Annotated in this window: 18 protein-coding genes; 8 read left to right on the top strand and 10 right to left on the bottom strand. The window is 64.8% G+C overall.

Annotation, left to right across the window (positions count from 1 at the left end; translation table 11 throughout):
- Positions 1-162 precede the first annotated feature (162 nt).
- The 5 genes from Q2T94_RS06970 to Q2T94_RS06950 are packed head-to-tail and all read left to right on the top strand — an operon-like array spanning position 163 to position 6697.
- Positions 163-1620, top strand: a complete 1458-nt coding sequence (locus Q2T94_RS06970; RefSeq protein WP_302266371.1) for a DUF3375 domain-containing protein — start codon at positions 163-165, stop codon at positions 1618-1620.
- On the top strand, positions 1617-2276 hold the full coding sequence (locus Q2T94_RS06965) for a DUF4194 domain-containing protein (protein WP_264268414.1): 660 nt from the start codon (positions 1617-1619) through the stop codon (positions 2274-2276). The genes Q2T94_RS06970 and Q2T94_RS06965 overlap by 4 nt, the downstream gene beginning before the upstream one ends.
- Positions 2273-5596, top strand: a complete 3324-nt coding sequence (locus tag Q2T94_RS06960) for an ATP-binding protein (protein ID WP_302263427.1) — start codon at positions 2273-2275, stop codon at positions 5594-5596. The genes Q2T94_RS06965 and Q2T94_RS06960 overlap by 4 nt, the downstream gene beginning before the upstream one ends.
- Before the next feature lie 43 nt (positions 5597-5639).
- Positions 5640-6119 (top strand): RNA polymerase sigma factor, encoded by a 480-nt coding sequence (locus Q2T94_RS06955; RefSeq protein WP_302263426.1) that lies wholly within the window; start codon positions 5640-5642, stop codon positions 6117-6119.
- Entirely contained in the window at positions 6116-6697 is a 582-nt protein-coding gene (locus Q2T94_RS06950) for a methylated-DNA--[protein]-cysteine S-methyltransferase (protein WP_302263425.1), read from the top strand. The genes Q2T94_RS06955 and Q2T94_RS06950 overlap by 4 nt, the downstream gene beginning before the upstream one ends.
- A 13-nt stretch (positions 6698-6710) precedes the next feature.
- On the opposite strand, the gene Q2T94_RS06945 is transcribed toward Q2T94_RS06950, so the two are convergent.
- Positions 6711-9245, bottom strand: a complete 2535-nt coding sequence (locus tag Q2T94_RS06945) for an ABC transporter permease (RefSeq protein WP_302263424.1) — start codon at positions 9243-9245, stop codon at positions 6711-6713.
- A 4-nt stretch (positions 9246-9249) separates the two neighbouring features.
- Entirely contained in the window at positions 9250-10002 is a 753-nt protein-coding gene (locus Q2T94_RS06940; RefSeq protein ID WP_302263423.1) for an ABC transporter ATP-binding protein, read from the bottom strand.
- A 120-nt stretch (positions 10003-10122) separates the two neighbouring features.
- Here Q2T94_RS06940 and Q2T94_RS06935 point away from each other — a divergent pair, with 120 nt between their 5' ends.
- The 3 genes from Q2T94_RS06935 (at position 10123) to Q2T94_RS06925 (ending at position 12451) form a co-directional block, all read left to right on the top strand.
- Positions 10123-10686, top strand: a complete 564-nt coding sequence (locus Q2T94_RS06935) for a VanZ family protein (RefSeq protein WP_302263422.1) — start codon at positions 10123-10125, stop codon at positions 10684-10686.
- Positions 10687-11000: 314 nt separating this feature from the next.
- Positions 11001-11750, top strand: coding sequence for a FadR/GntR family transcriptional regulator (locus tag Q2T94_RS06930; protein ID WP_302263421.1), 750 nt, complete (start codon positions 11001-11003; stop codon positions 11748-11750).
- Positions 11747-12451: a cache domain-containing protein gene (locus tag Q2T94_RS06925; RefSeq protein ID WP_302263420.1), complete on the top strand. Its 705-nt coding sequence runs from the start codon at positions 11747-11749 to the stop codon at positions 12449-12451. The genes Q2T94_RS06930 and Q2T94_RS06925 overlap by 4 nt, the downstream gene beginning before the upstream one ends.
- Before the next feature lie 40 nt (positions 12452-12491).
- Here the strand turns inward: Q2T94_RS06925 and Q2T94_RS06920 are convergent, their stop codons facing one another.
- From Q2T94_RS06920 to Q2T94_RS06885, 8 genes are all read right to left on the bottom strand, one after another.
- Positions 12492-13325 carry a gamma-glutamyl-gamma-aminobutyrate hydrolase family protein gene (locus Q2T94_RS06920; protein ID WP_302263419.1) on the bottom strand — a complete coding sequence of 278 codons (834 nt, stop codon included), beginning with the start codon at positions 13323-13325 and terminating at the stop codon, positions 12492-12494.
- Entirely contained in the window at positions 13322-14092 is a 771-nt protein-coding gene (locus Q2T94_RS06915) for a gamma-glutamyl-gamma-aminobutyrate hydrolase family protein (RefSeq protein ID WP_302263418.1), read from the bottom strand. The genes Q2T94_RS06920 and Q2T94_RS06915 overlap by 4 nt, the downstream gene beginning before the upstream one ends.
- Positions 14089-14811 carry an ABC transporter substrate-binding protein gene (locus tag Q2T94_RS06910; protein WP_302263417.1) on the bottom strand — a complete coding sequence of 241 codons (723 nt, stop codon included), beginning with the start codon at positions 14809-14811 and terminating at the stop codon, positions 14089-14091. The genes Q2T94_RS06915 and Q2T94_RS06910 overlap by 4 nt, the downstream gene beginning before the upstream one ends.
- Positions 14811-16226: a glutamine synthetase family protein gene (locus Q2T94_RS06905; protein WP_264268426.1), complete on the bottom strand. Its 1416-nt coding sequence runs from the start codon at positions 16224-16226 to the stop codon at positions 14811-14813. Before Q2T94_RS06905 ends, Q2T94_RS06910 begins: the two co-directional genes overlap by 1 nt.
- Positions 16227-16254: 28 nt before the next feature.
- A complete protein-coding gene (locus tag Q2T94_RS06900) occupies positions 16255-17484 on the bottom strand; it encodes an NAD(P)/FAD-dependent oxidoreductase (RefSeq protein WP_264268427.1) in 1230 nt (409 codons plus the stop codon).
- 2 nt (positions 17485-17486) lie between these two features.
- Positions 17487-17678 (bottom strand): ferredoxin, encoded by a 192-nt coding sequence (locus Q2T94_RS06895; RefSeq protein WP_264268428.1) that lies wholly within the window; start codon positions 17676-17678, stop codon positions 17487-17489.
- Positions 17679-17730: 52 nt separating this feature from the next.
- On the bottom strand, positions 17731-18942 hold the full coding sequence (locus Q2T94_RS06890) for a cytochrome P450 (RefSeq protein ID WP_302263416.1): 1212 nt from the start codon (positions 18940-18942) through the stop codon (positions 17731-17733).
- A 71-nt stretch (positions 18943-19013) separates the two neighbouring features.
- Positions 19014-20531 (bottom strand): APC family permease, encoded by a 1518-nt coding sequence (locus tag Q2T94_RS06885; RefSeq protein WP_264268430.1) that lies wholly within the window; start codon positions 20529-20531, stop codon positions 19014-19016.
- Positions 20532-20788 lie beyond the last annotated feature (257 nt).

Below are 20788 nucleotides of genomic sequence, written 5' to 3'. Positions count from 1 at the left end.
TCATCACTTTTCCCTCCCATATAGCCCAGGCACGAAGGAAAAACCATCCGCCGGCCCCGTCACCGGTGTGGTTCAACCGACCATACCCGGTTGGTCCCGAACCTTAAACCGCCGCTTCGATGGACTAGGATTGTTTGGTCAATCCCCAGCAAAAGGACCGTGATGCGACCTACCCACCAGGCGAGCCCGCTGTGGAGTCAGACGCAACAATTCAGGTCGTCCGCCGCCTGGAAATTGCTCTCCACCGCACCCTGGGCCGTGGCCTTCCTGCGCGCCGAGTTCACCAGCGCCAAACCCCGCGTGGGGCTGGAGGTCTTCCATGCCTCCCTCGAATCCTTCCTCAAGGTCGTGCGCTCCGAGGACCCGGGCTTCAACGACTCAATGGGGGCTGCCCAATACGCCGATGCCTGGGTGCGCAACCAGTTCCTGGCCCGACCGCTGGTCGACGGGCACTTCGTCTACGAACCCACGGCGCAAACCGCCCGGGTGCTGAAATTCCTGTCCGATTTCTCCGGGGACCGGACCAACCTGAACTCCTCGCGGCTTAACACCCTGCTCACCTCCCTCGAATCCCTGGCCCACGAAACCGACCCGGACCCCGCTGCGCGCATCCGTGCGCTGGAGGCGGAGATCGCCCAGCGCCAGGAAAAGATCGCTTCCCTGCGCGACGGAACCTCCCCGGCGGTGCTGCCGCGCGAAGGCGCGCTGGCCGCCACCCGCTCGGTGCTGGACATGGCCTCGGGGTTGCCCGCCGACTTCAAGCGCATGCGCGACGGGGTCCAAGAGATGCTCCACGCCCTGCGCGGGGAAATCATGGAGTCCTCCTCCGCCAAGGGCGTGGCCGTTGGCGCGGTGCTGGAGGGCGACAAACAGCTGCGCAGCACCCCGCAGGGAGAGACCTTCCGCGGCTTCACGGAGTTCCTGAACTCCCCCGAGGCCCAGGTCCGGTTCCGCGAGGCGGTCAACGAGGTCCTCGAACGCGACTTCGTGGACGCACTGGACAACCAGGAACGCCACACCCTGGCAAACCTGCTGCGGGAATTGCGCCGCCAGGCCTCCGAGGTCCACCAGTCCTACGGCAGGCTCTCGGAATCGCTGCACGCTTATGTGCAATCGGCCGAGTTCAAGGAAGCGGCCATCCTGCGCGAGGCGGTGCGGGCAGCGGAAGTCGCCGTTTCCTCCTCGCGCGTCCTGCACTCGCGCACGCCGGTGGCCCCCATCCGGCTGTACGCACCGCGCTTCACCTCCATTGCGGCATTGGGCATCTACGATCCCGACGAACATGTCGCCCCGCCCAAGCTGGCAGCCCCGCCGCCCCTGTCGGTCGCCGACATCCGGCGCACCCCTTCCACCCCGGGTCCCGACATCCCGGTGCTGAAGAACGCGATCGCCGCTGTCCGCGCCGCCTCCGGTGGTTCGGCGGGCCTGAGGGAAACCTACAACAGCCTCGGCGAGGAACACCGGCACCTGAACACCATCAGGTACCTCATCGAGGCGGCCCGCAACGGCGGGGACCGCATCGACGAGTCCACCCTCGAGGAAATCAGCTTCACCCAGGTCAACGGCGTCACGCGAACAGCGTTGGTGCCGGCCATGAGCTTCACGAAGGATCCCGCATGAGCAGCCCACTTCCCACCGGCGCGATCGACGAACGCCGCCTCTTCGAGGGCGACACAGGTTCGTTCGAACTGCCGCTGCGCCAGCTGCTGGTGCGCCTGTTGCGCGGCCCCTATCTTGACGGCGTTGCCGAACCCCGGCTCTGGCAACTGGTGCTGGACCGGCGGGCCGACATCGCCGCCTACGTCGCCGAGATCTTCCTGGTGCTCGAGGTGGATGCCAACCGCAAGATCGCACTGCTGAGCCCCGTGGACCTGGAAGCGGCCCACACCACCGCGATTGCCCCGCGCCGAGCCCTGAAGCGCGAGGAGACCCTGCTGGCATTGCGCCTGCGGCTGCTTCTTGAACGCCATGCCGGTTCGGGCACCGACGCGGTCATCACCCGGGAGGCCGCACGGGAGATCCTGTTGGAGCACCGTGCCCCCGGGGACACCGACGACAAGAAGCTGGAAGAAAACACCGATGCGGCCCTGACCCGGCTGCTGAACCTGAAGCTCATCCTGCCCACCGAGCTGGGCGACGAGTACAAGGTTTCCGGGGCGCTGGCGCTGGCCTTGCCTTTTGCCGCGATCGAGGAAATCCCCGACTACATCAAGGCCATTGAGCGCGTGGGCACCGATGACACCGAAGAATTCGAGTTGGAGACAGAAGAGCTATGAGCATTGAAATGACCCTTCCGCTCTCTGACGCGCTGAACCCCGGGCAGCACCGATTGACCCAGATCCAGGTCATCAACTGGGGAACCTTCCACGGCCGGCACACCCTGTATGTGGACCGCGCCGGGACCTTGCTCACCGGGCACCCCGGCGTGGGCAAGTCGACCCTCTTTGACGGCATCGGGCACATCTTCCATGCCGCCCCGCGGCTCAACGAGTCCGCGCACGAGGCCTCCACCCGCAAGGACCGGCGTACCACCTACTCCTACATGCGCGGGCGCCGCTTCAAGACCGAGGCCGGCACCCTGTACCAGCGCCCCGGCGCCACCTGGAGCGCCCTGGCGCTGGTGTACGAAGACGGGCTGGGCTCGAACGTGTGCATCGGCGCGATCTTCGACCTACCCGCCAACGGGTTGGAGGGCCAGGTCGGAAAGCACTACGTCATGGGCGACCGGGTGTTGGACACCGCTGCCCTGGAGGAACACGGGGCACGCCGCTTCACCCCCTCCTCGCTGCAGAAGTCGCTGCCCGGATTCGAGGCCTTCGACGTTCACCGCGCCTTCGCCGAGAAGTTCCGTCGCCGCTTGGGAATCGACAACGACAAAGCGTTTTCCCTGCTGCGTACCCTGCAGAACGGCAAGGGACTGGACAAGGGCGTGAACCAGTTCTTCCGCTACGAAGTACTGGAAATCCCCGCGACCATGAAGGCCGCCACCGGCGCCATCGAAGACTTCTCACACCTGCGGGGCATCCACCGCCAGCTGGAGGAGGCCCGCGCCCAATGCGACGCGCTGGCCTCGGTACCCGAGCAGAAGCTGCGCCACGATGAGCTGAGCGCCGAACTCGCCACACTCAACAACCTGGTATCCACCCAGCTTCCGGCCTTCGGTGCCCAGTTGGCCACCCGGGCATTGCGGGGCGAAACCGCCATGCTCAGCGCCGCGGTCGAGACCAATGCGGCGCTGATCGAGGAAAGCGGCGTCCGCAAGGCCACCCTTGAAGCCAAGGTCGCGTCGCTCGCCGAGCAGCACGAGGCCGGTGGCGGAGCCGGGCTGGCATTGCTGGAGCGCGAGGCCGAGTCCGCCCGCAAGAACCTGGCCGACCGCGAATCGGTCCTGCGCACCCTGCGGGAGAACTTCGAGGCCGTGGGCCTGAAATTCACGTTCACCGCCTCCGGCCTGCAGGCCATGCGCCGGCAGGCTGCCGTCAGCGCCGAGAACCTGGCTTCGATTGCCAAGGACGCGCGCACCATGGAATACGAGGCCATGGCATCGGTCATGAATTTGAAGGACCGTGCCAAGAAACTCCGGTTGCAGATCGATTCCTACGCCAAGCGCGGCTCCAACATCGATGACAGGTCCATTGCCGCCCGCCGCGCCATTGCCGCCTCCACCAACCTGGACATCGAGGACCTTCCCTTTGCCGGGGAACTGATCGACCTGTCCCCCGCCCACGGCCAATGGCGGCCGGCGGCCGAAAAAGCCCTGCGTTCCCTGGCCACCACCCTGTTGGTGCGCGGCGAAGACATCAAGGCCGTCACCCGCGCCATTGATTCGCTCTCGGGACTGGGCCGGATCCGTTGGATGGACATCTCCAAGACCCCGCGCGATGTCGTCGCCGGCCCCGGGGACCTGGTGGGAAAGCTCGATTTCAAGCATTCGCCGGCCGGCACCTGGCTGCATGCCAAGATCGCCGCCGACTACCCGCTGGCCTGCGTCGATTCGGACGCAGGCTTGCACGTGCACGACAAGGCCATCTCCCTGGCCGGAACCATCAAGACCGGTGCGGGGACCTTCGAGCGCGACACCCGCGGCGTGGCGGCCTCCGACTACCTGCTCGGCTTCACCAACGCCGAGAAGATCTCCGAGTTGGAGACCAAGCTGGCGAAGCTCGAGGCCGAGACCACCAAGGCCGCCGCGGTGGCAGATGACCGTTCCGCCGCCAAGGACCAGCTCGCGGCCAAGCTGGCGCTGTTGGGCACCCTGGCCAGCGATGACCGCAGCTTCGCCTCGCTGGATGCCTCCGGCGCCCTGAACACCCTGCAGGACCTCGAAGCGCGCATGGCCGAAGCGCTGTCCCAATCCGGGGACCTCTCCCACGTGCGCCGCTCCCTGGAAGCGGCACGTGCCGAACTCGAGGAATGCGTCGGCACACTGGCAGTGGCCCGCGCCGAAGCCACGACGCTCTCCGCCGCCCTGGACAAAGCGCAAACCGCGCTGCGCGCCGCGGGCGTGCGCGACACGGCGACCGAGGACTGGGCAGCGGCGAAGCTTACCGCCAGCGAGCAGCTGGCGCCGCTGGTCGGCCGGCTGGACGAGGGCTCGCCGGTGGGCACCGCCGAGCTGGAGGCCGCGCTGAACGCGCTGGCCCTGTCGCTGTCCGAATCCGGGGCCGAGCTCAAGCGCGAGGCGTACACGCTGGAAGCCTCGCTGAAGGACACCTTCCGGGCCTTTGCCCGCGAATTCGGCAATTCCGCCGCAGTCTCCTTCGGCACCTCGGTGGAGGCCGCCGAGCACTATGTCGCCCTGCACCAGGGCATCATCGAGCAGGGGTTGCCGCAGCACGAGGAGGAGTTCCGTGAGTACTTCTCCAACCGCTCCTACGAGCGCTTCTCTGATTTGTTGCAGCTGCTGGAAGAGGAACGCCGCTCGATTGCCGAGCGAATCTCCCCGCTGAACCAGATCCTCGCGGATGTCACCTTCGAGCACGGCTCCAAGCTGGCCCTCGAGGTCGCCACGACGATTCCGGACGAGGCCCGCGCGTTCCGCCAGGCCTTGAAGGACGCCTTGGCCGGTGCGTATTCCTCGCGCGGGGCGGGAACGCTCAGCGAGAGCTACAAGGCGCTCGAGGCCCTGGTGGATGCCCTGGATGATTCCTCGCGTGCGGCCTGGCGCGACACCGTGCTGGACGTGCGCCAACACGTGACCATCAGCTGCAATGAGCACAAGCCCAACGGCGAGGTCGAGACCGGCCTGGAGCCCGGCACGCTTTCGGGCGGCGAGGGCCAGCGCTTCACCTCGTTCATCATGGGAGCCGCACTGGCCTACCAGCTGGGCTTCGCCACGGCCGGGTTCACCGCCTATGGCACCGTGATGATCGATGAGGCCTTCATCCAGGCGAACTCCGAATATGCGGCAGCCGGCATCAATGCGCTGCAGGAATTCGGCTTCCAGCTGCTGCTCGCGGCCCCGGAGGACAAGATCGACCTGTCCCGGCACCTGGGTTCGGTGTGCGACATCATCAAGCACCCCGAATCCAATGTCTCCGGCTTCGTGGCCTCGGGCCGCTCCCCGGCCGTGGCCACGAGCATCATTTTGCGATAGCACCTCACAAAATGGTCCGCCGGCACGTTTACAGGGTATGGAGATGACAACCAAACCCGCCTTCGAGCTGGTGGTGCGCCGGCACGGCACCACGGTGCTGCGCATGTGCACCGCACTGCTGGGCCCGGGAGCGGACGCGCAGGACGCCTGGAGCGAAACGTTTCTGGCGGCCTTGCGCGCCTATCCGGGCCTGGCCAAGGGCGCCAACCTCGAGGCGTGGCTCATCACCATCGCCAGGCACAAGGCCATCGACATCCTGCGGGCCAACCATCCCGTGCCCGTCGGGCAGCTCCCGGAAACCGTGGGGCTACCCGAAGGCCTGGGACAGCTGGAGCTGCTCGAATCCCTGGGCTCGCTCAGCGAACTGCAACGCAAGGTGATCGGCTACCACTACCTGCTCGGGTTCCCCTACGCGGATATCCCGGCGTACCTGGGCGGCAGCGCAGCTTCCCTGCGCCGGGCCGCGTCCGACGGGATCAGGGCCCTGCGCAAGGAACTTATCGAAGCGGAGGAAGAATCATGAGCGAACTTGCCATGCACGAGATGGATGTCCTGCGGCAGCAACTGGCCGAGCGGGCCGCGGCCGAGGGGTTGATCGACGTATCCTACCGGCTGGTGGATTCCCCGGTGGGGCAGCTCATGCTTGCCGCCACGGAGCGTGGGGTCGTGCGCGTCGCTTTCGCCGCCGAGGACTTCGATGCGGTGCTCGGAACCCTGGCGCAGAAGGTCGGGGTGCGCGTGCTACACCGCGCCGCACCGCTGGATGCGGCGGCGGCCCAGCTCGATGAGTACTTCGCACATGCGCGGACGGGCTTCGAGCTTTCCCTGGACCACCGGCTTTCCAGCGGCTACCGGCTTCAGGTCCAGCTGGCGCTGCCCTCGATCGCTTACGGCCACACCATGAGCTACAAGGAAATGGCCGCGCTGACCGGGCGTCCGGCTGCGGTGCGGGCCGTGGGCACCGCGTGCGCCACCAACCCGCTGCCGATCCTGGTCCCCTGCCACCGGGTGCTGCGCAGCGACGGGTCCCTCGGCGGCTACCTCGGCGGCCTGGACGCCAAGAAGGTCCTGCTCGATCTCGAGCAGGACCCCCTGGGCTAGATTCGGCCGGGCGCTATTCGCTGGCGAGCCCCTGCACCGGGGCCAGCTTCGCCGCGCGGCGGGCCGGGACGATCGAGGCGGCAAGCGCCGCAACCACGCTGACGGCGATCACTCCTGCAAGCTGCAGCCACGGGATCGACACGCTCATGGCGCCGAAGGCACCCATGACCGACTGGGCGCCGAGCAGCCCGTAGGCAGATCCGAGCAGCACGCCCAGCAGGGCGGCGACCCCGCCGATCAGCACCGCCTCGGTGGCCAGCATGGCCTTGAGCTGCCGGCGGGTCAGGCCTAGGGCACGGAGCAGCGAGTTCTCCCGCGTCCGCTCGAGCACCGAGAGGCTCAACGTGTTGGCCACGCCGATCAGCGCGATCAGCACCGCGACGGCCAGCAGGCCCGAGACGATCATCAGCAGCATGTCGATGACGGTGTTGAACATCTGCTTCTCCATGACCCCGCCGCCCACGGCGAATTCATCGACGTTCAGTTCATCGGCCATGTCGGACTGCAGCGACCGCACCGCTGCTGCGTCGAGCTGGTCATCGACCTTCAGCCACAGCACCGTGCGGGCGTTTTGGTCCGTCGCCACGGATTCCTTGGTTACGCCCAGCATTGACGTGGCGGTGTCCCAGCCGATGACCGGCTGCAGCGCGTTGCTTTCGGTGACCAGCATGTCCAGCGTGCCGCTCTTGCCACCGGCACCTGTGGCCTCCATGGTCTTGCCCTCGTTGTTGGAGGAGACCAGGACCTGGCCGGCAGCCGGGACCTGCTTGCCGCTGTTGAGCACGGACTTGAGGTTTTCGGGATCGGTGGCGAAGATTTCCTGGCCGCTCTTGGAGTTGCCGACGAAGGTGAGTTCGGCCAGGCCCTCGACGCCGTCCATGGCCCCGACCTTGGACAGGGAGTCAGCGGAATAGGTGGTGCCTGAGTAGTCGTTGACCTCGACGTCCACCAGGTATTCACTGCCCAAGGCATCGCCCAGGGAGGTCTTGGCCGTCTGCGCACCGACCATCATCATCGAGACCAAGGTGACGCCGATCAGCAGCGCTGTGGCGGTGGCGGTGGTGCGTCCGGGGTTGCGGACGGCGTTGAGGCTGGCGAGCTTGCCCGGAACGCTGGACCCGGAGGTCAGCTTGCCGATGGCCGAGACGGTCTTGGGCAGGAAGAGAGAGCCGAGCATCAGGACGCCGGGGAAGGAGAGCATCCCGCCGCCAAAGGCGATGAGGATGTTCCCTTGGATCGCGCCGAAGGCCAGGGCGGAGGCGCCGGCAAGGAGCAGCAGGAGCCCGAAGACGATGCGCACCTTGCCGGCCTTGTTGCCCACCGCCGCGTCGTCGGCCGGGCGCAGGGCAGCCAGCGGGGAGACTGACATGGCCTTGCCGGCCGGAACCCAGGCGGCAACCAGGGTGATCAGCGTTCCGGCCAGGATCGGCACGATGATGGCCTGTGCCGGTACCGCCAGGATGGCAAAGGACATCTCGGGAACGGTGGCACCCAGGATCGCGATCAGGCCCGCCATGATGCCGGTGGCCAGTAGCACGCCGGCGGCCGAGGCCAAGAGCCCGATCAGCAGCGCCTCGATGAGGACCGAGGAGCGGATCTGGGCGCGCAATGCACCCAAGGTGCGCATGAGGGCCAGTTCGCGGGTGCGCTGGGCAATGAGCACGGCGAAGGTGTTCATGACCACCAGCCCGGTGACCACCAGCGCGATCAGGGCGAAGACCAGCAGCACGATCGTGAGTTGGTCGCTGCCGCCGGAGAACGCGGCAACGTCCGCAACAATTTGCTCATCCGGGGTGTTGACGTGGAAGTATTTCAGGCCGGTTGCCTCCAGGGCGGTGGCCAGCGGGGCCTTGAGCCCCTGCAGGTCAACTCCGTCCTTGGCCGCGAGGGTGATGCTGCCGTAGCTGGCATCCCCGGGCCCCGAGAGGGCTTCAAGCAGGGACTGGCCGACTGTCAGGTTCATGGCCGCGCCGGTGATCGGGTCGTTGGAGGCAGCGGTGATGCCCGAGACCTTGACCTGGCGGCTGACTTCCTTGCCCTCCGCGGTGGTCGAACCGACTTCCAGGACATCTCCGACGGAAATGTTGTATTCACCGGCGTACGTGTCATCGACGGCCACTTGGTCTCCGCCGGTGGGCAGGGACCCCGACGTGAGCGTCGTGGTGTTCAGCTTCGTGTTGGTGGCGGCGGTGTTTGCCGAGGCGTAGTAGTCCCTGCCCCCGGCGTTGACGCTCACCCCGGAGTTGGTGACGCCGTGGACGGCGGCCACGGCGTCAATGTCCTCGATGGCCTTCAGCGTCTTGGCGTCGAGGCTGTAGGTTTCGGGCCTTTCGCTGTCGTCGGCGTCCATGTCGGCCATGTAGTCGCCGGTGACAACGAGGTCTGCATTGGCGTAGGAGGAGCCGATGCTGGCTTTCAGGGATTCGGTGGCGGACGCGTTGACCATGAGCGTCGCTGCCAGGAAGGCGGTGCCGATCATGACCGCCAGGGTCACGGCGATGAAGCGCCGTGAATACGTCTTGAGGTTTGCCAGGGCTAGTTTCAGCACGGGGTCATGCACCCAACCCGGAAAGCGCCTGGGTGACCGTGTCGACGGTCGGATCCTCGAGTTGGCCGACCAGTTCGCCGTCCTTCATCAAGAGCACGGTGTCCGCGTAGGAGGCCGCGACCGCGTCGTGGGTGACCATGATGATGGTCTGGCCCATCTCGCGGGTCGAGGAACGCAGCAGCGATAGCACCTCGGCGCCGGTGCGCGAGTCCAGGTTGCCGGTCGGCTCGTCTCCGAAGACGACCTCGGGGCGGGTGAGCAGGGCCCGGGCGACGGCCACGCGTTGCTGCTGCCCGCCGGAGAGTTCGTGCGGCTTGTGGTTCAAGCGGTCGGTCAACCCCAGGGTGGTGACGATTGTCTGCAGCCACTCCTTGTCGTGCTTCTTGCCGGCCAGGGCCAGCGGCAGCAGGATGTTGGCTTCCGCGGTGAGCGTGGGGACGAGGTTGAAGGACTGGAAGACGAAGCCGACCTTTTCGCGGCGCATCTTGGTCAACGCATCGTCATTCAGCTTCGAGATGTCTGTCCCGCCAATGAAGATCTGACCGCCGCTGGCATCATCCAGGCCGGCCAGGCAATGCATGAGTGTGGACTTGCCGGAACCCGAGGGGCCCATGATGGCGGTGAACTTGCCGCGGGCGAAGGAGACGTCGACGCCGCGCAGGGCCTCGACGCGCGTGGTTCCTTCGCCGTAGATCTTGGTCAGGCCCGTCGCGTGGACAGCGAAATCGGTACTGGTATGAGGTGCAGTAATGGTCATGGTTCCACGTTATGTGTTCACTGTATGGTTTTGGATCATCCTGAGGGACCCTTTTATCCACCGCTTGGCTCATACCCGGGTATGAGACAGCGGGCTCACAGGGTTCGCCGATACGCTGTTATGCCTATGCTCTATTTCGCCGTCCCCACCGTTGCCCTGCTTGTCGTGATGGGTCTTGCCGCCAGCATGGCCTTGCTGGCGGCGCTACTTTGGTTCGCTTCCAGGGGCAATGTCCGAGCGAAACGCAGCGTGCTGCTCGTGGCCATTCCCGCATGGGCCATTGGTCTGGCCGTGGCCGTGCTGCCCGCGGCTCCCCTGCCTGACCCTTCAATCCCGGCTGGTACCTTCAACTGGATTCCGTTCCTGGCGCACCGGGAACGCGACCTGGGCGTGGAGATGCTGGCGAACTTCGGGCTCTTTGCCCCGCTGGGATTGATGTTGGGCTTTTGTTGGCGTCGGTTCGCGGTGCTGAAAACCACCCTCTTGGTGCTGGGCATTTCAATCTGCGTTGAGGCCACCCAGTTGGCGCTGCGCAACAACCGCGCCTCGGACATCACCGACATCATCACCAACACCGCCGGCGGATTCATTGCGGCAATGATCGGGTGGGCACTCGTTTCGCTCATCGGAAACAGGAAAGCCACGGCCGAGACCCCCGTCCCGGATTCACTGCTGGAGAGGTAGCACCGCGCAGTCCACGGCCCGATAATTATCGGATCAAAGGATTGAATTCTCCACTCTGGCTTTCAGCTCCACGTGCCATTGGGGTCGTGTTTAGCAATGTCGCGGAGCAGATGCTACGGATCTGATTCCAGTCAACGTGCCCTGGAAGCGGAACGTTGCAGCTCCCTGTCCCCGGGACAGTTCCCGCATGGACACAGAGATGTCCGAGCCGCTGTTCCAAACCACGTCGTGCTCCGACGTTTCGCCTGTTCGTGCCGATAGACTGGGCACACTTTCCGATTGTTTGGCTTGGAGTACCCGGTTTGGCTTTAAATATGTCTTTCCAGTCGCAGATCTATCGATCCTTGCCCGATCTGGAACGTTCCGATGCCATCGTCAACCGCATCTCCAAGGCGATCACTCTTGGCATGCTGCGCGTCGGCGAACGCCTACCCAACGAAATCGAGATGTCAGAGATGTTCGGCGTTGCCGCAGCCACCCTGCGCGACGCCTTGGCCGTCCTGCGCGACCAGGGGATCGTCGAGACCAGGCGCGGACGCAGCGGCGGGACCTTCATCCTGAAGCAACCGCAATTCCAGCTGGAGGCCATGCGAGAGTGGCTCATGACCACATCGATTGCCGAGATCCGGGATTTGGGCGACGAGCAGTCAGCCATTGCCGCGGCCACAGTCCGCCTGGCATGCGACCGGGCCGAGCCGCATGAACTGGAGAGGCTGCAGGATATGGCCCGCTCGTTGGTCATGGCCGACAGCGCCCAGGCCAAGGCAAGGGCCGATAGCCGCTTTCACATCGAATTGGCGGTGACTGCCCAATCCACCCGGCTGGCCAATGCCGAAATTCGGTTGCAAGCCGAAACGGTGGAGGTGTTGTGGTCACCGTTGGTCGATGAGTTTGATGCGGAACGGGCCACCGCGGAACACCTGGCACTGGTGCGGGCCGTGTCCGAAAACCGCAGCCAACAAGGACAGCAATTGGTGATTGACCATATCCGACGCAGCACGCACCACCTCATTGATACGAAGCTGGCACTGAGCTACTCCACCGACTTGAAGGAAAACCAATGAGTCTCTCCCAACCGGCAGCCGCAGCGTTGGGGTCCATCTCCGGGTGGTTCAACGACGCATCGGCCGACACCTATGCGATGGCCGCCGCAGTCACCGACCTGCTCACTCGAGATGTCACCCCGGGTGCACTGGTCACGAAACACGATCTGGCCGGGTTGAAGGCACTGGCATCGGATTTCCTGCAGCGGCATTCATTCGCTGTTGGGTCCGGGGCAACGTTCTCCTCGGCTCGGATCAGCGAGGGACAAGGGGCCCTCGAGTGGTGGACGCCAAGGCCGAGTGGGGCCGAAAAACTGGTATTTGACCTCGACCCCGATGGCGAGCGCTTTTACGACTACGAGCATCTTCCCTTCTTCAGCGCCGCTGAAAGGACCGGCGAGGCAACCATCTGGGGACCGTATGTCGATTACCTGGGATCCGACGAATACATTCTCACGCACACCGCCCCTTTCAAGATCCATGGCGAGTTTGCGGGGGTTGCCGGCTATGACGTGACAGTTCGGGCACTGGAAGAAATCTTCCTCCCCGCGTTGCGCTCGATCCCCGGCCATGCGGCCTTACTTAACTCCAGCGATCGGGTCATCATCGGCAACTCCGGTGCTTACCTCGTGGGAGAAAGGATCAAGGCCGCGCCCAGCGAAAGCCGGATCGTTCCCCTGGAGGTCCCGCACTTGGGCCTGTCCATGTTGGTTCCTGCGTAACCGCGTGGCGGGTCCAATACACTTCTGCCCGCCACTCACATCAGGCAGTCTGCGCGTGCCGAGCCAGTTGCAGGCGCCGCAGAACGGCCTGTTCCACCAAGGCTCCGATGATCGCGCGGCGGTCTTCAGCGGATCCGTCCCGGTCCTCCGGATGCCATTGCACGGCCACGACCCAGGTTTTCCCGGGGTGCTCGGTGCCCTCCACGATCCCGTCGTCGGCCACGGCGCTGACGACCAAGTCAGTTGCCACGCGGTCCACGGCCTGGTGATGCCCGGAACGCACAGTGACTCGCTCACGGCCCAGGATCCCTTGGATCTTGCTACCTTCGGCCAGAGTCACCCATTCGTCGAGGAACATCGGCTGGCCGGATTGCCCCTGGTGCAGGGTCGAGGGAACGATGTCCGGCACCAATGTCCCGCCGAGTGCCACGTTCAAAAGCTGGGATCCCCGGCAGATGGCGAGCAGCGGTTGGTCCTTCTCCAGGGTCCGATGGATCATGGCGATGCAGAATTCATCGGCGGTGCGGTCCACCCCGTAGGCCTTGGGGATCGGCCCTTCAAGTTCGTACAGCGACCCGTCCACGTCGCCGCCGCCGAGAAACAAAACCCCGTCGGCTTCCTCGGCAGCCAGCGCTGCCTGTGGGTCCGCCGCGGAGCTGTCGATCAGCACAGCGCGCGCACCGCTTTCGAGTAATTGGTCGAAGGCACTGCGAGTGAAGTCGCGCATGATCGTGTGGCTTTCGCCAACCATGCCGGGGAAAGTCAGTGAGACCACCACTGCCACCAGCGGAGCATCCGGGGGAAGCAAGTCAAACCCCTCCGGGATGACCTCGTCCAGGGTCAATACCCGGTCTTCTCGTGGATCGGTGCTCATAAACCCAAAACCTCCAAGGTTTTCGTCTGCTCGCGGTGGGACTCGGTGGCCCGGCGGGTCCGGGCTGCCTCGACGACCCAGCTGAAAAGTGCATGATCGGTGGCCGATGCCTCGGCCAGATCCTCGGGATGCCATTGGACCGCCAGTAGCGATGCGCCAGGAACCTCCAGCGCCTCAACGACTCCGTCCGGCGCCGTGGCGGCAACCCGCAACCCCGCGCCGATGCGCTCGACCGCCTGGTGGTGGTACGAGGATGTACGCACCGGGGCATGCCCCAAGACCGCGGCAAGGAGAGTGCCGGGCTCGCAGGTCACCGGGTGCTCGGCACCGCGGTGCTGGATCTCACCGGGTGCCAAATGGCCCACCAGCGTTCCGCCGTGGATGACGTTGAGCAATTGCATGCCCCGGCAGATGGCCAGGGTCGGGATCCCTGAATCGAGGCAGGCCCGTAGGAGGCCGGCCTCATAGCCGTCCTGTCCCGGGTGGTCGGCCGGCCAATAGTGCTCGTCCGGCTCGCTTCCATAGCGGCGCGGGTCGATGTCGGCGCCGCCTGGAATGACCACCCCGTCCAGCCGGGCGAGCTGTTCGGCGGCCGACTCGCTGCTGCCCGGAAACAGGACGACGGGTTCACCTCCGGCCCGGTCAATGCCTGCCAGCACGGCCACGGCCACTGCAGCCCCCGCGAAGCGCATGCCCTGTACCTTGGCCGACCACATGCCGGGGACGCCTATCAGCGGGCGGCGGGCGGCGCTTGGACCGTCCGTCATGCCCGGCTGCCCGCGATTGCCTCGAGGCTGTGCCCCAACGGAAAACCGAGCGTTGGCATCCAGGTGTCCCACACCTCGCGCAGGCTGCCGTCGGCAATCACGGCGGCCAGTGCAACGTTGAGTTCCTCGCGCAGGAAGAGGTTGTCCTTGGCGACCCCGATCCCCCACGCGTTGCGGGTTGCCACGGTAAAGGCCACGTCGTAGCGCGGGTCATCGCCCAGCGGCACCAGCACCACGTCATCGTCGACCATGGCATCGACGCTGGAGTCGGCGACCGCCGCCAGCATGTCTTCATAGACGGTGTCCCCGCTGAAGGGAACGATGATCGCCCCCTCGAAAGTTCGAGCCAATGCCATATTGGCGCTGCCGTCGATGGCGGCCACCCGGTACCCGACTATGTCGGCCGGGGTGCGTGCAGGGTCTCCCTTGCGCACCAGCACCGTTTCATCGAAGACAGCATACGGGCGGGTGAAATCTACGACAGCCTGGCGTTCGGGAATGATGCCCTGTCCGCACCACACCGCATCCACCTGGTGCTCGCGTACCGAGGGCAGCATCTCGTCCCATCCCATAACGACCCATTCGATGGTCCTGCCCATGCGCGAGGCCACAAGTTTCGCGGCGTCCGGTTCGTATCCGGTGCGTTGTCCGTTGGAATCGAGGAGCGAAAAGAGCGGCGGCGCGTCAGCGTCGATGCAGGCCAGTTTGAGCGTTGTCATTACGGCATCGTCTCCCAGTACATTTCGCGGTCCCATTCCGTGATCGAGCCGCAGTAGCGGGCCCATTCCTCTTCCTTGAGCTTGGTGTAGATGGACACCAGGTCCGCCGGCAGCTGCGAGGTCAGGTAGGTGTCCGAAACGAACGCGCCGATGGCGTCGCCGAGGGTCAGCGGCAACTGGGCACCGAGCGCCGGCGCGTTGTCGCAGGCCTCGTCGGGAGCGCCCGGTTCGAGCTTGCGGTTGATCCCGTCCTCCATCGAGGCGATCAGCAAAGTGTGGGACAAGTAGGGGTTCACCGCCGCGTCCGGCACTCGGTACTCCATCCGGCCGTTGGCAGAGATCCGGATCAGGCAGCCGCGCGAGTCAAGGCCCCAGTTGGCGGTGGAGGGAGCAAATTGCCCGGCGTCCCAGAACCGCTTGTAGGAGTTCACGGTGGAGGCCATCACGGCCATGGATCCCTGGGCGTGGGCCAGCATGCCGCCAATGGCGTGCCGCGCGGTTTCCGAGACGTGCAGTTCCAAACGTCCGGCGTCCTCGATGACGTTGGTGTCCCCGTCCCAGAGGCTGAGGTTGTGGTGGCAGCCATTGCCCATCTGGCCGTTGTAGGGCTTGGGCATGAAGGAAGCGGTGACCCCGAACTCGCGGGCTACCTGCTTGCAGATCTGCCGGTAGGTGACCAGCCGGTCGGCGGTGTTTTCCACGCGGTCGTACATCCAGTTCAGTTCGAGCTGTCCGTCGTCCTCGTAGTCGCCCTCGATCATGTCCAGGCCCATGGCCTTGGAGTAAGTGACGAGCTTCTTGTAGATCGGGCGCATGCGCTCGAGGTTTTCCACCTGGTAGGCGGGGCTGGAACCGGGCCGCTTGACGACCTCGAGTCCGGGGCCTTCCCAGGTCATTTCGGGCTCGGTGCCGGAGCGCACTTCGAAACCGGTGCGCTCGGTGAACGCCGCGTGGGTGCGTGCCAGGAGGGAACGCGTGTCGATGGCAAGCGGTCGACCGCCGACCTCCGGCAGGTGCGGGGGCTCGTAGGCGGTGCAGAAGATTCGGGCGACCGAGGTGTCCCAGGGCAGCACCACGAAGGATTCGGGCTCCGGCAGGGCCCAGAACTCGCGGGCCTCGATGCCGCCGCCGATCAGGTTTCCATGGCGGTCGTTTTGGAGGTCGGATAGCGCCGTGCGGTGGAAGCAGATTCCCTTTTCCAGGTTGCGGCGGAAGTGGTTGGCCGGGACCATCTTGGCGACCACGCGCGAGCCAATGGTGGGCAGCGCGTAGTAGATGTACTCGACCCCGGCGGCCTCGATTTTCGCCGCGAGATCCTTGACGATCTGGGGTTCGAGGTTGCGTGCCTGGTGCCGGGAAAAGGATTCACGGTCCAGCATGGCGTCGGATTCGGTTCTCAGTGCTTGCAAGGTCATGGGACTCAACTCGTTTCTTCTGGAAGTCTTAGTTGGTGACAAGTACGCCGGCGTCGAGCACGAGCTGGCGGTAATGCAAGTGCCGCGAGGCCGGCAGGCCGGCGTTGACGACGCCTATGAGCGCGTTCCCGCGGTAGTAGCCCACCGCGGTTCCCTCCTGCGGCCGGCCGGGATCGCCCTCGAGGATTCGGGTTTCCTCCGCGTCTGCCGGGGAACCGATGCCGTTGATCCGGGTGCCGAAGATGTCGGTCCAGAAAGATGGAAGCGGGGCGGGGGCCTCTGCCGGCGTCCGGCCGACGATCCCGGCGATTAGCGCGGGGGCGGCGATCTTGGCAGTGTCGGTGGGTGTCGCCCAGTGCTCCACGCGCCGGGCGGGCAGCCCGTTGCGGACATCGGGGTACCGCGCAATGTCTCCGACGGCCACAACGCCGGGCACCGGTTGCCCGTCGACGGCCAGGACGCGCAGGTACCTGTCGCATTCCACGCCGTCGCCGAGGTCCAGTCCGTTTCCCTGCAACCATTCGACATTGGCATGGGATCCCACGGCCTCGATGATCACCTCTGCGGACACCGTGCTGCCGTCGGAAAGCTCGATGCCGGTGCAGGATCCATTTCCCCGGTAGGCGACCACGGAGACAGCCCCCCGGCAGTCCACGCCGCGGCGGGAGAGCATCTCCCTCACCCCGGCGGAAAGTTCTGGTCCCAGGGCCCGTTCCATCGGCCCGGTGCGTCCCTCCACAAGCGTCACCTCGCAGCCCAGTGAGGCCGCGGTAGCCGCGCTTTCGCATCCGATGAACCCCGAGCCGATCACCGCTACCCGGGTTCCCGGCAGGAGCACCGCATGCAGGGCCAGCGCGTCATCGATGCTGCGCAAGACGTGTCGACCGCTCAAGGGTCCGGGGGCCTCAACGCGGGCCGGACGCAGCCCCGTGGCAATCACCAAGCCGTCGAAACCAAGTTCTTCCCCGTCGTTGAGGGTGATGGTGCGGTCGGCTAGATTGGAAGCAGCAATGCGGGTCCCCAAGCGCCACTGGATTCCGGTGGCACTGCGCCGTGGCCGGAAGGCCAGCTTGGCAAGGGCCTCCTCGGGTGTTCCCGGTGCCGCCAGGACGTCCTTGGAGAGCGGAGGACGGTTATAGGGAGGATGCTCTTCCTCCCCGACGACCAGGATTTCTCCTTCCCACCCGGCGGCGCGCAGCTGTTCTGCGGCGCGCAGTCCCCCGAGCGAAGCGCCGGCGACAATGATCCGCTGACCCATCGTTAGTCCTGCACGAAGATGGCTTGGACGGGACACACATCGATGGCTTCCTCGACCTCGTCCAGCAATGCGTCATCGAAGGACTCCTCGAATTCGAGGATGCCTTCGTCGTTCATCGTGAAGACTTTCGGGGCTGCGATGGCGCACTGGCCATGGTTGTCGCATAGTTTACGGTCAACGGTGATTTGTGCCATGGTGGAGCTCGTTTCCTTGCTGCTGGTGGTGAGGTGGGGAGGCGCGTGGAGCCTAGTTGCGCTTGGTGAAACCGATGGGTAGCCGAATCGGACCGGTGTTGCCCGAGTCGGGCAGCCACTCGTCCCCGCCAGTCAGGTGCGGGTTGCCGAGGCGGCTGGCCAACAACGGAAGTGCCTCGCTCATGTCGGCACGGGCCACGAAGTGACCGAGGCAGTGGTGTACTCCGCCGCCGAACCCGTAGTGGGCGGGGTGCTCACCAAGCAGGTCCAGTTCGGGGTTGGGGAACGCGAGCGGATCGGTGCCGGAAGCCTGGGTGAATAGGTGCACGGTGGTGCCGGCGGCGATTTCAAGTCCCTGATAGGTGAAGTCCTCGACTGCCTCGCGGGTTACCCAGGTGACGGTTGGGTTGATGCGCATGACCTCTTCGACGGCCTTGGCGCCGAGCTCCGGCCGCGCCGACAACAATTCCCACTGCTCCGGGTTGCGCATGAAGGATTGCATGGCCAGCCCTAGCTGGTTGCGGGTGGTGTCCATGCCCCCGAAAATCAGCAGCACCAGTGCGTTGCGCAGTTCCTCGTCGTTAAGCTTGTCGCCGTCCCGGCTGGCCAGGACCAGCCGGGAGACAAAATCCTCGCCCGGGTTTGCTTGGCGGTCCTTGATGAGGTCTTCGGCGTAGGCGTACAACTCGGCCACCGCCGCGTCGACCTTGTCCAGGTCCTGTTTGAAGGTGACGCCAAGTGCCAGACCTATGGTGGAGGCAAGCCGGGCAATGGTCGGCCATTCGCTTTCCGGAATGCCCAACAAGATGGTCAGCACGCGGGTGGCATACGGTTCGGCGAAATCTCCGATGAACTCGCAGGAGCCGCTGTCAATGAATTCGTCAATGAGTTCGTTAGCCAGCGCCTGAAAGCGTGGAACCAGGTCCTTGATCAGCCGCGGGGAAAAGGCCGGGTTGAGCAAACGCCGGATCCGGTGGTGGTCCTCGCCCTCCAACACGAGCAGATTCTTGGTCCACCAGTCAAAGAACAGTCCGCCATGCACTCCGTTGTGGGCGGGCCACTTGGCACTGCCCTGGATGAGCTTGGGGCTCTTGAGCAGCTTGCTGACTTCGTCGTAGCGCAACACGGCGATGCCGTAGTTGGTCTTTGCATACCAGCTGGCCTCGCGGGCATTGCGGAGCTCTTCGGACTGCATGGCGAAGCTCGGATCCGAGATGTCGAGATAGGGGACGTTGAGTTGGTTCGGGGCGGTTTCGACACTCATGGTGCGATCCTTTCGTGGTGGTACTGGACTTCTTGGGCGGTCGCCCAACGGTTGATCGTGGCTTCGCGCTTTTAGCTTCCGCCGACTGTTGCGGGAGCGCTGCAGGCATCCGCGGCGGGGGCGTCTCCCTTGAGGTGGGGCTTGCGAAGCGCCAGATACAGCCCCCCGATTCCAAGGACGAAGATCGAGGAAATCAAGACGATGTAGTTGGCGAACCATCCGGCTTCCGGTGTCCGCGGCCAGGCCATGTTGATCATGCCCAGTACGCCCCACAGTAGGGCCATCACATTGACCGGAACGCCCCAGCGACCTAGCTGGTACTTGCCTGCAGGCTTCCAGCCCTTGAGCCTGGCCCGCAGTGAGGCAAGCACGACCATTTGGAATCCCAGGTACATTCCCATGGCCGCGAAGGAGATGATGGCGACCAGCGCATCTTCGGAAATCTTGGAACCGATCACGACCAGCGCGGGAAACACACCGGCGATCAGCAGCGCATACGGAGGTACGTGGCGGCGATCGCTGAATCGGCTCAGCAGGGAACTGCATGGCAGGATTCCGTCCCGGGCCATGGAGTAGGTCAGACGGCTCGCAGCAGCCTGGAGGCTCAAGACGCATGAGACGAAGGAAACCAACACCACCCCGAGCACGACCTTGTATCCAACAGGGCCAAATGCCGCCATCAGAACGCCCACGAGCGGGTCGGAGTCGGCACCTGAAATCACTGCACCGAAGTCGGGGACGGCGAGGATGAGCGAGAGACAGACAAACATCGCTGCCGCTCCCCCAATGTAAATTGTCATGCGCATGGCCTTGGGGATGGTGCGACCTGGGTTCGGGACTTCTTCCGCAACGTCGCCGCAGGCCTCAAAGCCGTAGTACTGGAAGATGCCTATCAATCCTGCTGCCGCGAAGGCCACGAAGTAGTCGGACCCCTCACCGGCGCCGAAGGTTTCAAAGAGTACGCCTAGGTCATGGTTGCGGTGTCCGATAATCAACCAGAGGCCCACGACGACGGCACCGCCGAGTTCTGCGATCAAGCCGAGCATGGCAACCTTGTTCAATACGCCGGTGCCGAGCAGGTTGAGGCAGGTTGCCAGCGCGATAATGACCAAGGCCGCCACGATGGTCGCGTCGACACTGCTTTCCATTCCGAGGAAGGCCGCAAGATACGGGCCCGCACCGTAAGCCACGGAGGCGATCGTCGTCAGAAGCGCGACAAGGTAAACCCAGCCATTCATCCAACCCCACTTGCGGCCCCACAGCCGTCGCGACCACGGGTAGACTCCGCCGGCCACCGGGTAGTTCGACACGATTTCACCAAAGACCATGGCGACGAACATCTGCCCGGCTCCAACTATGAGCAATGACCAAAACATCGGGGGCCCCGCGGTGCCCAATGCGATCGCAAAGAGAGAATAAATTCCCACCACGGGCGATAAGTAAGTGAACCCCAGCGAGACGTTCCCCCAGAACGTCATTTCTCGCTTGAACTGGGCTTCATACTCGTAGCCGAGAGATGCCAGGTGAGCGGCGTCCTCGTCATGCACATGCGATGAGGCCTCAGGTACTTTACGTGACTCTATGGACACGACGTCTCCTTGTTGGATTTCGGTGGTTGGGTCGAGTGAACAGAGCCACGCACCCTTGTGATTCACATCACGCGGCCTCTGATAAATAAAAACTGTATCTGTGAATGATTTAGTGCGCAAGGCCTCCGAAAACATTTCCACAGCGGGCCAAGCCGACATCGATGGCCAAATATGGCCAATTCGCCCCAAACATCACCAGCCTCGGGGCGAAAAGCCTAACTTCATGCAGAAAATAAGACGATCGCACCAGCCTTCCC

This window comes from Paeniglutamicibacter sulfureus, assembly GCF_030512175.1.
GTDB classification, from domain to species: Bacteria; Actinomycetota; Actinomycetes; order Actinomycetales; family Micrococcaceae; genus Paeniglutamicibacter; species Paeniglutamicibacter sulfureus.
Note: the sequence above shows the minus strand (reverse complement) of the source record. Positions and strands in the feature narration are given on the sequence as shown.